Annotated in this window: 10 protein-coding genes; 3 read left to right on the top strand and 7 right to left on the bottom strand. The window is 60.8% G+C overall.

Going from position 1 to position 13,679, the window contains the following annotated elements:
• Positions 1-45 precede the first annotated feature (45 nt).
• On the top strand, positions 46-2,538 hold the full coding sequence (locus IE053_RS01640) for a TonB-dependent receptor domain-containing protein (RefSeq protein ID WP_229786015.1): 2,493 nt from the start codon (positions 46-48) through the stop codon (positions 2,536-2,538).
• 515 nt (positions 2,539-3,053) lie between these two features.
• Here IE053_RS01640 and IE053_RS01645 read toward each other — a convergent pair.
• From IE053_RS01645 to IE053_RS01675, 7 genes are all read right to left on the bottom strand, one after another.
• Positions 3,054-3,707: an HdeD family acid-resistance protein gene (locus tag IE053_RS01645; RefSeq protein ID WP_189570825.1), complete on the bottom strand. Its 654-nt coding sequence runs from the start codon at positions 3,705-3,707 to the stop codon at positions 3,054-3,056.
• Positions 3,708-3,781: 74 nt separating this feature from the next.
• Positions 3,782-6,688, bottom strand: a complete 2,907-nt coding sequence (locus tag IE053_RS01650) for an ATP-dependent Clp protease ATP-binding subunit (protein WP_189570827.1) — start codon at positions 6,686-6,688, stop codon at positions 3,782-3,784.
• A gap of 79 nt (positions 6,689-6,767) precedes the next feature.
• Positions 6,768-8,603 (bottom strand): ATP-dependent zinc metalloprotease FtsH, encoded by a 1,836-nt coding sequence (gene ftsH, locus IE053_RS01655; protein ID WP_189570829.1) that lies wholly within the window; start codon positions 8,601-8,603, stop codon positions 6,768-6,770.
• 86 nt (positions 8,604-8,689) lie between these two features.
• Complete coding sequence (locus IE053_RS01660) at positions 8,690-9,196, bottom strand: NADH dehydrogenase ubiquinone Fe-S protein 4 (RefSeq protein ID WP_189570831.1); 507 nt, start codon at positions 9,194-9,196, stop codon at positions 8,690-8,692.
• 152 nt (positions 9,197-9,348) lie between these two features.
• Positions 9,349-10,473 carry a GNAT family N-acetyltransferase gene (locus IE053_RS01665; protein WP_189570833.1) on the bottom strand — a complete coding sequence of 375 codons (1,125 nt, stop codon included), beginning with the start codon at positions 10,471-10,473 and terminating at the stop codon, positions 9,349-9,351.
• Between the two features lie 289 nt (positions 10,474-10,762).
• Positions 10,763-11,401, bottom strand: coding sequence for a hypothetical protein (locus IE053_RS01670; RefSeq protein ID WP_189570835.1), 639 nt, complete (start codon positions 11,399-11,401; stop codon positions 10,763-10,765).
• A gap of 168 nt (positions 11,402-11,569) precedes the next feature.
• The gene (locus IE053_RS01675) at positions 11,570-12,559 is read right to left on the bottom strand and encodes a YfdX family protein (RefSeq protein WP_189570837.1); all 990 of its coding nucleotides are present in this window, start codon (positions 12,557-12,559) and stop codon (positions 11,570-11,572) included.
• Between the two features lie 233 nt (positions 12,560-12,792).
• On the opposite strand from IE053_RS01675, the gene IE053_RS01680 reads away from it, so the two are divergent.
• Both IE053_RS01680 and IE053_RS01685 read left to right on the top strand, forming a co-directional pair.
• Positions 12,793-13,308, top strand: a complete 516-nt coding sequence (locus IE053_RS01680) for an RNA polymerase sigma factor (protein ID WP_189570839.1) — start codon at positions 12,793-12,795, stop codon at positions 13,306-13,308.
• The gene (locus IE053_RS01685) at positions 13,301-13,609 is read left to right on the top strand and encodes an anti-sigma factor family protein (protein ID WP_189570842.1); all 309 of its coding nucleotides are present in this window, start codon (positions 13,301-13,303) and stop codon (positions 13,607-13,609) included. The genes IE053_RS01680 and IE053_RS01685 overlap by 8 nt, the downstream gene beginning before the upstream one ends.
• The last annotated feature ends 70 nt before the right edge of the window (positions 13,610-13,679 follow it).

Consider the following 13,679-nt stretch of genomic DNA (forward strand, 5'->3'; position numbering starts at 1 on the left):
TCGACACTGCTCGCACCAGCGCAAGCTTTCTCTCAGGACACGGACATGAGTTCGGATGACGGCGGCGACGTCATCACCGTTCGCGGCGTGTTCATTCCCAACGAACAGGAATCGTCCTCGCAGGTTGCCACGTTCCTCGATGACGAGGATCTCGCGCGTACGGGTGACGCCACGGCTGCGGAGGCACTGACCCGACTGAGTGGCCTGAGTGTCGTCGGGGGCCGGTTCGCCTATATCCGGGGGCTCGGTGACCGTTATTCCTCGGCGCTTCTCAACGGCTCGCCCCTTCCGAGCCCCGATCCCTTGCGCCGGACTGTGCCGCTTGACCTGTTCCCCTCGAACATCCTGTCGGGCGCGGCGGTCCAGAAGACGTTTTCCGCGGACTATCCGGGAGAATTCGGCGGCGGGATCATTGATCTGCGTACGACGCGCCTTCCTTCGGAACCCTTCCTCACCCTGAAGGCTGGCTCGGCCTACAATTCCGAGACGACCGGAAAGGACGGGCTTTTCGTTCGTGGCGGCGATTCCGACTGGACGGGTTTCAGCTTCGGCCTCAGGGATGTCCCGGATCCATTGCAGGCGGTTCTTGATTCGGACCAAAGGCTCAACGAGCTTTCGGACAGGCAAATCGAGATCGTTGGTGAAAGCCTGATCAACTCGCCGCTGACCGTGATCCAGTCCGGGGAGCTAGGACCGAATTGGAATGGCTCGATCGAGGGAGGCACGTCCTTCCTGAAGGGTGACCTTGAAATCGGTTTGGTCGGTGTTGTTGGCTACAATCAACAATGGACGACCGAGCGTGCGAAACGGCAGACGGTTCGTGGTGATGTGCTTGCCTTCGATTTCGATGCCACGGAAACGATTCTGGATGTCACGGCAAATGCTCTGACCTCGGCATCAGCCAACTGGGGCCAGCAGGAAATCCAGTCCACGCTGTTCTACGTTCACTCGACGTCGAAAGAGGCCCAGATCTCTGAGGGCCTCGACTTCGATGCCCAGGGAGAAAACTCGTTCACGGAGAGTTCTGGCTGGTACGAGCGTGAACTGATCATGTTCCAGACCAGTGGCGATCACGTTCTGGGCGATTTCGAGCTGAATTGGCGCGGCGCTCTCGCGGAATCCTCACGCGATGCGCCTTATGAGCGATTCGTCCAACGTGAAGTCGACGACACGGGCACGCCGAGATACTCCGTGGCCAACCGAAACGGTACCAACTTTTCGTTTCTCGAGGACCAGGTCGCGAGCGGCGGGGCCGATCTCTCCTACTCGGCGATGATGTTCGACGGGCTGAACCAAATTTTCACCGTCGGCTACGATTTCTCGACCACGGAGCGGACCTACGACTTTTTCTCCTTCCGGTTTGCCGGGGGCAACTCGCTGCCTGATGACGTCCAGCTCGCGCGAACGGACTTCCTGTTTTCGCCTGACAATATCGACCCGGCGCGGTTCGAGTTGATCGAGGTTTCTTCGGTCAACGATTCCTACGAGGCCGAACTCACGGTGAATGCAGCTTTCGCGCAGGCGGATCTTGAGCTGACGCCGTTCATTCGCTCGACATTGGGTGTGCGCTACGAAGACGCCGAGCAATTCGTCTTCACCCGCGACCGGTTCGGAAATGTCGGTACACGTTCCGATCTCAACAATGATTACGTCCTTCCGGCTGCCACGATTACGTGGAACTTCGCAGACGACATGCAGCTCCGTTTTGGTTACTCCGAGACGATCACGCGCCCGCAGTTCCGCGAACTGGCTCGCTCGTCCTATTTCGATCCGCAGAACGACCGAGTCTATCGAGGGAATGATGGGCTGATCGACAGCCAGCTGACCAATTATGACGCCCGTGTGGAATGGTATCTGGGCAGGGAACAGTTCGTCACCCTTGCCGGCTTCTACAAGGAAATCGAAAACCCGATTGAAGAGATCCAGATCGAAAACGGAACCTTCGTTTTCGAGACGACGTTCATCAACTCGCCGAAGGCCGAGTTGTTCGGTCTGGAGGCGGAGTATCGTAACACGTTCATGATGCCGTTTGGCGGGGCGTGGTTCGAGGACCGTGACTGGCTGTTCTCGGCCAACTACACCTACACCAATTCCGAAGTCCAGGCGGAAGAGGGCGACCTGATCGTTGATCCGTTGTCAGGTCGCTTGGTCGAAGCTTCACTCTTCGGGCTGGATGGTGCTGACCTGCAAGGCGCACCAGAGCATATCGCGAACACCCAGTTCGGATGGGAGAGTGACCGGGAGCAGATGACCCTGCTCGTCGGCTATGTCAGCAATCGTATTCTCCAGCGCGGGATCCCGCTCGCCGGAGCCGAGCTGCCCGACATTGTCGAGGAGCCAGGCGTTCAACTCGACCTTGTCTATCGCAGGGATTTCGAAGTGAAGGGGCGCGACTTTACCCTTGGGATCAGCGGCCGAAACCTTCTAAATACAGAACATCGTGAGTTCCAGAACAGCGGTGGCTCGCTCGGGGAAACTGAGTTCAACACCTATGACCGGGGGATGTCACTGTCTGCGAGCCTTTCGGCCTCGTTCTGATACCGCTTCTCTACGCCGAAGGAAAAGCGCCCCCTTGCGGGCGCTTTTTCGATGTGCGGTTTCCATTGTTCAGGGATTATGCCGGTCGCCCCATGACCCGATGAAAGCGCGTGTGCAGAGGACGTTCAAGAGGCGGAAGGTCTCATCACGTCTAGATGCCCTGTCTTCGCTCTTCGAATCTTTTTTGAGGTGTCGGCATCTTGCCAAACCGCGAAGCGTGTATGGCATGGTATGTATTCTGAACGAAAGCTGCGGCGCTTGTCGCTTTCCTGGAAAGCTCCTTGCGCGCATCGCCTTGGGAAGGGGCGGGGGAGGAGCTGGTGGTTAGTCGGCTTCCCCTGTCCCATGCTCGGGTGCAGCAACATCCGATCGGAGAAAAATCGGCGTGGGCCCGGAGCCGAACGGATTAAACCCTTCGGCCCGGCATTGCTCATAGACCGTTGCATCAAAAAGATACCGGCAACTAGGCAGGAGCGCTGCGTCTAGCAGCGCCGGGCTGTCGTCGTTGGCCGACATCACGTCGCCTCAGCGAAAGACGATGTTCCTTCAGACTGCGACTTCGCCAGCTTGCGGAGCCTCAGACCCAGGGCGATCATGATTACGCCAAACACCAAGGCGTAGAAGCCAATAATCCAACCGAGCGCCAACAGCGCCGCCTCGGGTTGAACCACGACCAGCCAGGCAACCGCGATGCCGAAGATGATCGAAACAATACCGCTCAATGCCAGCCAGATCTCGCCGGTGATCGCCTTGCGAAGCCGGATCGCGGCCGCGAGTTCGAGAGAGCCTGTCGCGACCGACCAGAAAGCGACGATGGTCCAGAAGAAGGTCGCGAGCACGACCGTGGCGACGAGCGGCGCGACGACAACAATCACACCGATCCCTATGCAGAGGATCCCACTGAGCAGAAGCCAGAGAAAGCGGTCCTTGGCAGGGGTGTTCCTTACGGCCGCGTAGACGCTAAACAATCCGTTTGCGAATGTGAATGCGCCGAACACGATTGTCAGGGCAAGGAGAGACCCCGACGGGACGACGAATGCAAAGATAGCAAAAAGGAGTGCCAAAACCCCGCGCAGAATGAATGCGGGCCAGTTCCTTGCAAGCCAGACAGTGCTGAATTCTGCTTCCACTCGGCTGACGCTCACGGTCTCTTCGACGTGGTCGGTCATTCCAGGACCTCCTTAGAATAAAGACTCAACTCTAATCAGTGGGCGGAAGGGGGAGATCCCCCTTCCGTCAGCTGTTAGGGCCGGGATTCGTCGCGATGACCGATATCGCCCGATTGGCCATTGCGCATCGCGGCAACATCGTTGTCCGGGGCGTCGTCTGAATCTGACTCACCAGACGAGCCGATCGCCGACTTTTCACTTTCTTCACCGTGGCCGTTCGCGCCTTCTCCGCCGGTGGAGTTTGCTTCCTTCTCGTCAGCGGAGCTTTTGGAGATGGTGTCGAAAACGACGACACCATCTTCGTCAGACCACCGTACACGGACCTTGGAGCCGTCTTCGATCTCTCCGGAAAGAACCCTGCGGGCCAATTCCGTTTCCAGCTCGGAGCGGATGAGACGACGAAGCTCGCGGGCCCCGAACTCCGGCTTGAAGCCGACCTCTGCGAAGTGCTCGACGATGCTTTCGTCGAACTCGAGCTCGATGCCCTGACCAGCAGCCGTGCGTTTGACGCGGTCCAGCTGTAGTCCGACGATCTGCTTGATCTCGTCCCGGTTCAGCGAGTGGAAGACGATGATCTCGTCGATCCGGTTGATGAACTCGGGCCGGAAATGACCACGCAGGACTTCCATGAGCTCGGCCTTTTGCGTGGCTTCGTCGAACTCCTTCGTTCCGCGTTTCTGCAGGTTCTTCTGGATGACGTCGGAGCCGAGGTTCGAGGTCGCGATGATGATCGTGTTGGTGAAATCGACCACGCGACCCTTGCCGTCGGTCAACCGGCCATCGTCGAAGACCTGCAGCAGGATGTTGTAGACATCGGGGTGCGCCTTCTCGATCTCGTCGAGGAGGACCACCGAGTAGGGCCGACGCCGGACTTTCTCGGTGAGTTGTCCGCCTTCGTCATAGCCAACATATCCCGGCGGTGCGCCCACGAGACGAGCAACGGCATGACGCTCTCCGTACTCGGACATATCGATACGGATCATCGCGTCCTCATCACCGAAGATCGTTTCGGCGAGGGCCTTGGCCAGCTCGGTCTTACCGACACCCGTCGGTCCGAGGAACAGGAACGTCGCCGTCGGACCGGAGCCTTCGCGCAGGCCGGCGCGAGCGAGCCGGACGGCGTCGGACACGGCCTTGATGGCCTCGTCCTGACCGATCACCCGTTCATGGAGCTTCTCTTCGAGCTTGAGGAGCTTGTCCTTCTCTTCTGTGGTCAGGTCGGTGACCGGGACACCGGTGATCTTGGAGACGATCTGGGCGACGTGGTCGGCGCGGACCTCGGCTTTCGCAGAGGCGCGATCGCGTTTCCAGGTCTCGAGAAGCTCGTCCAGCTCCTTCTGCTTGGCCTGGAGTTCCTCCTTGATCTCCGCAGCACGGTCGAACTGCTTGCGCGCGGCGGCATAGTCCTGTTCGCGTTTGAGCTGGGCGACTTCAGCTTCGAGCTCCTGGACCTCCACCGGGCGCGCGGTCGCGCTGATCTTCACGCGGGCGGCGGCCTGGTCGATCAGGTCGATGGCCTTGTCGGGCATGAACCGGCCAGTGATGTACCGGTCCGACAGTTCGGCCGCGGCAACGATTGCCTCGTCGGTGATGGTCACCTTGTGGTGGGACTCCAGCGTATCCCGCAGGCCCCGGAGGATCATGATCGTCTGCGCGACGGTCGGCTCTTCCACGTAGACAGGCTGGAACCGGCGCTCCAGCGCGGCGTCCTTCTCGATGTATTTCTGGTACTCGTTCAGCGTGGTCGCGCCGATGAGGTTGAGCTCACCGCGGGCCAGAGCAGGCTTGAAGGTGTTGGCGATATCGAGCCCGCCTTCGCCGCCGCCCTGTCCGGCACCGACGATGGTATGGATCTCGTCGATGAAGAGGATCAGGTTGTCCTTCTCCTCCATGATCTCCTTGAGGATCTTCTGCACGCGTTCCTCAAATTCGCCGCGATACTTCGAACCGGCGACCATCGAGTTGATGTTGAGTTCCACGAGGCGCTTGTCACGCAGTGCTTCGGGGACCTCGCCCGCAACGATGCGTTGGGCGAGCCCTTCCACGATCGCGGTCTTACCGACCCCCGGCTCACCGATCAGGACCGGGTTGTTCTTCTTGCGGCGGGCAAGGACTTCGATCGTCGTCTCGATTTCCCGCGCGCGGCCGATCACCGGATCGAGCTTTCCTTCGCGAGCGAGTTTCGTCAGGTCACGGCTAAACTCGTCGAGGTCCGGGGTGTTGGATGGGGCTTCGACCCTTCCTTCCTCGGCGCCTTTACCGACAACCTTGGTGACCTTCTGACGGAGCGCTTGCGGGGTCAGGCCGTATTTCTTCAGCACATCCGACGCGAGACCTTCGCCCTCTTCGGCGAGGCCGATCAGAAGGTGCTCAGGTCCGACATAGGAGTGACCAAGCTCGGTCGACGAGATCAGCGCACGATTGAGCGCATCTTTCATCCGTGGGCTGACGCCGATTTCTCCGCCCTCGGATGAGCCTTCTCCTTTCGGCGCATTCGCCTCGACGTAGCGGAGCAGGTCGTCAGGATCGATCTTGAACTGGTCGAACAGCGTCCTGACCACATCCGAACTCGTGAGCGCCATCAGGAGGTGTTCGGTGTCGACCTCGGAACGGCCGAACTCGCCAGCCCGCTGCGCTGCCTCCTGCAGGAGACGGTTACCCTGCTCGCTGAGCCGGTCGGCAAGGCTTACGCCGTGACCGCCGCGGCGTGCCGCCCCGCGGATCGGGATACGGCTACCGTCCGAACCGTCGTCGGCCCGGTCGATGCTGCTGCGGAACGGGCTGTCGCCGAAGAATTCATCGAAGAGCGAGCTGCCGCCGAACAGGGATTCAAGGGGAGACGTGCTCCGCCCCTGCCGACGCGCGAGCCGACGATAATCCTCGTCACACAGTTCCATGAGGCGCTTTTCTCCGTTGACGGAGACTTGTGCACGGAAGCTTGCGGGACGTACTTTGCAGACGTCGCAGATTCCTTGGGCCATTGGTGAATCCTCCTGTGAATCAGCGTTGTACTTCGTACGAACTGACTGGCGTTTCCTTGCGCCTGATCAGGGCGCCTGATCAGGCTGCTTCGACGCTTTCCCGTTGAGTAAGACGTTCGGCCAACCCTTTGAGTTCATCTTCGGTCAGCGTTTCCCTGTTCAGCAGGCGTTGCGCGTACTCCTCGAGAAGGTCGCGGTTTTTCTCGAGGATCGAGAAGCTCTGACTGAACGCGGTTTCGATGATCTCCCGGACCTTCTGGTCGATCTTCTCTGCGGTTTCCTCGGAATGGGGTCGGCGTGCCCAGATCTCGTCGCCAGGCCTGCCAAGGAAGCCGGGACGCTCCTCGTCATAGCTGACGTGGCCAAGATCGCGGTCCATGCCGTACCGGGTGACCATCGCCCGGGCGATGTCCGTCGCCTTGGCGAGATCGTCTGCGGCACCGGTGGACAGGTGATTGAACACGAGCTTCTCGGCCGCACGCCCGCCCAAGAGGACCGATATCTTGTTCCTGAGTTCTTCCTCGGTCATCAGGAACCTGTCTTCGGTTGGCCTTTGCAAGGTGTAGCCGAGCGCGCCAACGCCGCGGGGGATGATCGAGACTTTGTGAACAGGATCGACTCCCGGCAGGGCCAAAGCGACCATCGCGTGCCCCATCTCATGGTGGGCGACGATCTCGCGCTCACGCTGATTGAGAACGCGGTTTCGCTTCTCGAGACCGGCGACGATCCTTTCGACGGCATTGCTGAAATCGTCCATGGTCACGGCATCGGCCTTTCGCCGGGTCGCAAGCAGCGCAGCTTCGTTGACGAGATTGGCAAGGTCGGCCCCCGAGAAGCCGGGCGTCAGCGCCGCCACCTTTTCAGCGTCGACATCATCGGCCAGCTTGACCTTTTTCATATGCACACGGAGGATATCGATACGGCCTTTCTTGTCGGGCTTGTCGACAAGAACCTGCCTGTCGAACCGGCCAGCCCGCAGCAGCGCCGGATCGAGGATTTCCGGTCGGTTCGTTGCTGCCAGGAGGACAATCCCGACGGACGGGTCGAAGCCGTCAAGCTCGGTCAGGAGCTGGTTCAGCGTCTGCTCCCGTTCGTCATGCCCGCCATAGATCTGGCCGGCCGAGCGGGCCCTGCCGAGGGCATCAAGCTCGTCGATGAATATGATGGCGGGGGCCGCCTTCCGCGCACCTTCGAACAGGTCCCGGACCCTCGCGGCGCCGACCCCGACGAACATCTCGACGAATTCCGAGCCAGAGATCGAAAAGAAGGTGACACCTGCCTCACCAGCGACTGCACGGGCAAGCAGCGTCTTGCCCGTGCCCGGCGGGCCGACGAGCAGGATGCCTTTCGGGATGCGGGCGCCAAGCCTGCTATACTCGGATGGGTTCTTAAGGAAATCGACGACTTCCTTGAGTTCGGCCTTCGCCTCATCGACCCCGGCGACGTCGTCGAAACTGACGCCGGTTTCGCTCTCCATGTAGACCTTCGCCCGGCTTTTGCCGATCGCCATGAAGCCGTTCATCCCCTGCTTCTCGGCGAATTGCCGGAACAGGAGCATCCAGACGGCAAAAAACGCGAATGCCGGAACAATCCAGGACAGAAGATCCCTGAGGAAACGGTTCTCGGGCTCGCCTACAATGTCGACACCGGTTTCTTCGAGGCGGGCAACGATATCAGGATCGACGCGCGTGGTGACGTATCGGGTCTTGCCGTCGATCGGGGTTTGAAACGTGCCGGAAATGAACTGGTCGCCGATGATGGCCGTGGCGATCTTGTCCTCCTCCGCATACGTCTCGAACTGGCTGTAGGTGAGGGTCATCGTCTGCCGGGCGGTCGAGACGAGGTCCTGCACAAACAGAACGCCCAGCACGGCGACGACCAGGTACCAGAGATTGGCCTGGGTCTCTTTGCTCATCGGGATTCCTTTTCGGTGGATGGGCAGGCGTCGGGAGACTTTGCGGCCGGGTTATTCGGATACCCGGCCGGTGCGGAATGAGGGGCCTATCCGACGGTGACGCCGGTGAAGGCAGGAGGATCGCTGGCCGGGAAGGTTTCTTCCAGGGCTTCGTCGATGATCCGGTCCCTGAGCGGCTCAACCTCGGTGCTGAACTCCGGCGACCGCATCTGCTCGACGATCGGGGCACCGGAGCGCAGTTGCAGGCGGCGCTTCAGGTCCGTCGCATAACTTCGCTCTTGCCGACGGACCACAGGATCGGAGACCTGATACCGCCAGCCATGGGCCTCGGCATATTCGACAGCGCTCTCGAGATCCGGGAAGGTGAGCTCGATCGATGTGTACGGATCGTTGTTCGAGGTCCAGCCCATGAGAGGTTCGGGAGCCTGGCGGCCAAAGGGTTCGAACGTCAATTTCCACTGGTTCCGCCGGGACCGGCCACCCCGTTCGGGTTCAGAGGAAACAGGCGTGATGAGCGCCGTCGGCAATTTCCGCGCTTCGAGAACCGACCCTGGAACCTTCGGCGTGCCGCGCATGGTGTTGCGACGGTCCACGATAGACGGAGCGGAAGGAAATTCTCTCGCCATAGATTTTGCCTCCGGGGGAAGAGCTGCACTGCCAGAACTCGTCTCACTGGATGAGACGAGGGCCGGGTCCAAAAAGTTCCATCCCGCGAAACTTTTCTGCAGTTCGGCGGCGCGTTCCTTCAGCGGCGCTTGCGGGCGCGCTTCAGGTTCCCTCTCAGGCCGCCACCCGTCAGGGCCGCGACCGCAACGACCGCGGCTGCGATCCGCCATGGCGAGCCGGCGACGATGTATGCCGGGTGCCAAACCGGATCGAACTTGTCCTTGAACGTCCTTAGCCCGTCGAAATTGTAGAAACGTCTGCCGTGTTGATAGGCCAGGGTGCCCAGACGGGCGAGGAGGGAGTCCTGTTTCCTGTCCTCGAGCCCGGCAAGGGGAGCGAGGCCCAGGTCCAGCTCTTCAAACCCCTCGTTCTGTGCCCAGAGGGCGAGCTCGGTGAAGAGATAATCCATCCCTCCACCGGGACCGTCATCCCTGAACCGCATCAGGTCCATGGTCACGAGGCCCTTGGACGACCAGACGTTGGCGAATGCCACGGGGGTGTCCTCGCGATAGACGACAGCGAGCCGGAACCTCCGGAGGTAGTCGGGGTCGAACCGGCCGAGGGAGAAGGTCTTCTCGGCTCCGCTTTTCATCTCGAGCCACGCATCGGAGACGGGCTTGAGCGACGCGATCAGCTCGTCAGGCGCGTTCTCTTCGTGAACGACGAAACGGCAGCCCGCCTTGATCGCCTTGTTGCGGGAATTCCGGAGGTCCTTCTTTCCCTTGCCGGAAAGGCTGAACGTGGAAAGGTCGACCACCGCCCGCTCACCGATCTTCTCGGCGGAGAATCCGTGCGACCGGTGGCGGTCGGCGGTTTCCTCGCTGACCGAGTAGAAGGCAGGCCAGCCACGCCCTTTTCGCGCGATGTCGATGAACTTCGCCTCGAGTTCCGGGAACTCCTCTGGAAACCCCACAGGGTCGGCCATGGCAATCCGGGCCCGGCCTTTCGGAGCGAACATGATGAAGCTGCGCCCGGAGTCGCTGAAGACGAAGCGCTTGTCTCCGGTGAAGGCAAGGAAGGCTTCGCCGTGGGAGTATTTGGCTTCCTCGATGATCTCGGCAACGAGGTCGAGCTGGCGCGGGTCGGCAGTGGGGGGGAGGGCCGCCTCCCTCTGGCGCCGGAAGGCCAGCCTTGGGTTGAGAGGAAGACCGCGCTGTCTGCGCCTGCCGCTGCGTCGCGTTTTCGTTTTTGGGTGGTCGACCAACTGACAAATCCTCTGTGGCTCCGACAAGGTCCGCCTATCAACCGAGATGGCCGGGGAGGGTCGTTCCGTCGGGTGGCCATGACGCCCGCATTATTGCGGAAGGAACCACATCCGCGGTTCTCTCGCCAGCAGCTTGCTCACGGCTCGCTCTCGGGGAATGCAGCCGCGGAGGGCATTGCGCGATGGGTCACGCCCAAACGCGATGAGGGGTGATCGGCGATCCGAGGAGTTGCAAACCCTCGGTGAGACTCGTCCGCTGTCCTGCGACCAGCCCTTTGAACCAAGGGTTTCAAACTGGCAGGTGTTGCCCGACCGGCCCTTCTAGCTCGATCTCGTGGGTCCCCACGTTACGCACGCCAGCCTGCCGGAGCGCTTGCAGTACCGTTTCCTCGAGGACGGAACCGTCGATCCGGACAAAGACGATCAGGCCACCGCACATCAGCTCGAAGCGAAGTTTGCGAGCCTGCTGCTTGCCGAGGTCGGTCTCGAGGACCTCATTCAGGTCGCCCCTCGGGACCTCCCCCGAACCTGCTGCGAGGACAGCGTCGGCTATCGCTCCGCCCGAGGCGAGAACGGCACCCGTAGCACCGAGGGCTCCGAGATGAATCAACGTCCTGAACGGCCCGGCTCTTGTCGAATCCGCTCCCGTCTTGAGGACCAATGCCTTGCGCGGGACGCGTGGGTCTTCTGCCATTGGCGCTGGATCGACATAGAGGTGGCCGAGCTTTCGCAAGATCGCTTCGCGGCTTCCCATGATGTCAATATGGTCGCGTGGCACGCCAGTTGCCGCAAGATGCTGGCAGGTGCAGTCGAGTTCATCCTCCGTACGCACCACACCGAACGCCTCACGGACTGCCGGGATGGAGGCGCCAGGATGGTAGGTAGCGGGAGCGACCGCAGCAGACGACCTTTCGAGTTCCTTTATCATCTTCGATAAGTCTTGCTCCCTGTTACAGTCGGTCAGGGTCGGCAGCCTGGTTCAGCAGCCGGTCCATGGCCTCCCAGTTTCTGTCTTGATGGATCAGTTCAGTCTTGCAGGCTGTGTTGCCCGTTGACGGTTCAGGAGCGCACCGGAAGGCGCGCTCCTGATGGCTTGTTAGCTGTTCTCGCCGGGCATCAGGTTCGCAACCTGACGGCGCAGCGACTTCAACAGGCCGCTCGAGTCTTTTTTGTCCTCGATGCGATCCTCGAGCCTCTCGAGGTCACGCTCCAGCTTGCGATAGAGCGACTTGTCTCCGTAGCCAAAAGCCTTTGCGAGCTGGACCTCATAGGCGGCATTCTGACGAAGTTGCTCCGCGACTTCAAAGGCATCGTCTTCGCCTTCGGCAAGAACCGCTTCAGCGAGGGACAGCATGGCATCAGCCCTCAGGAGAGGGATCGGAATCGTCTGCTCAGTGACGACAAGCGTCGACAGGGCTGCGTCGAGGGCAACCTTGGCAGCCTCGATCTCACCATCGTCGATCAGGGCTGCGACTTCCTTGATGGCGTCCGGATAGGTCGCGAGCGGAATGCTGGTCGTCGTGATGATGAACTCGCTCCCGAACGATTCTGCGAGCGGCCTTGCTTCCTGGATCTTTCCGTCTTCGACAAGTTCCTCAATGGTTTTGCGCAGGGCCTTCACATCTTCGACCGTGGCGATGAGATCCTGACGGGAAGCGGTGACGCTGACCGGAGCGAGGGCGAGGTCAGGCTCGCGCGCCACGATCACTTCCAGTTTACCGGTTGCTTCGGCCAAGGCTTCAAGAGCGGCCTCCGGATCGCCGTCAGCGAGAAAGATGACGGCCTGACGCGACTGCTCGAGGGCGATGGCTGCGTCCCTCAGCAGGGTAGCGCGCTTTTCGGCGAGTTTCTGGCTGGCGTTGGAATCGACTTCGTCAGCGACAGAAGCCTGGGCTTCGGCCTGGTTTTCGGGAGCCTTTACGTCAGCGCTACCGCTCTCGGTGCCTTGTTCGACAATGGTCGAAGCGGCCGGCACGGCATTCGCGGTGTCTTCCGCAAAGGCGGGCGAAAGCAACAAAGCCAGCGACGCCAGTGCGGCCTTGGAGACGTCACCCATCATCAGGGTCTTGGTACTGATTTTCGGCATTTCAAAGTTCCTCCTCGTTTCGAATTCCGGTGCAGTCGAACAGACTTTTCGGCGAAGGCGAAGGAGTCCTGCTTTCTCTGACTGGACCTCAGTACACAGCCGGATGGTTCTGAGATGTCGCACTGATACTGCTTTTGATCTCAGATCGTCCTTTGCCGACGCTCGCCTTCGTAGCTATAGACGGACCAGCCGCGGAAAAGTTCAGCCGGCTCGTCAAACCGAAAGGGCCATCGATGGAAACCTACGCTCTGGTCGCAGAACTTCCGCGGCTGCGGGGATATGCCCGGTACCTCGCCAGGGATCCCGCAGAGGCAGAGGATCTCGTCCACGACACGATCGAGAAGGCGCTGAAGGCCTTCCAGCAGGCCGCAAAGCCGACATCATTGCGGGCGTGGCTCTTTTCGATCATGCGCAATCGCCATATCGATCTCGTTCGTCGGCGAAATGGGGCCGCGGAAACAACGTCCGCGGACGAGGCGGAGATCGAACATGCCGTGCCCGATGTCCGTCTCGAGGCTTCGGACTTCCTGCGCGATCTCGAAGGGGCCTTCTCCCGCCTGCCGGGAGAGTTGAAGGAAACGATCTGGCTTGTCAGTATACAGGGCTATTCCTATGCAGAGGTCGCCGAGGTCATGTCCGTACCAGTCGGCACGGTCAGGTCCCGCGTCTTCCGTGCAAGGGAACTGCTGCGCGAACACCTGAAGGATTATTTTCCGAAGCTGAACCCTGAGGCAGACGAGAATGACTGACCTGCGACCGCCAACGCCCGAAGAACTCTCCGCTTACCATGATGGGCAGCTCGACCCAGATCGTCTTGTCGAGGTTGCTCAGTTTCTTGCCGAGAACACGACCCATGACGAGCTGATGGCGACCGACGCTGCGATTCGGGATGGCTTGAAGGCCCTGCACCAACCTGTTTCCGGAGACATCCCAAAGATCCTGAGGGCCGCCCTCGACGAGCAGTATCCGCCGCCCTGGTTCCGTCGCCACGCCATTGCCCTGATTGCCGGCACGGCATTGCTGGGCCTGGCTGCTGTCCTTCTGACCTAGAACGAGGAGCGGGCCGGGGGCGCCCCGGCATTCGCTCTCAGCCCTTTTTCCAATCCTGCCGTCGCGGACG

It is taken from the genome of Parvularcula lutaonensis (genome assembly GCF_014651915.1).
Classification (GTDB): Bacteria; Pseudomonadota; Alphaproteobacteria; order Caulobacterales; family Parvularculaceae; genus Parvularcula; species Parvularcula lutaonensis.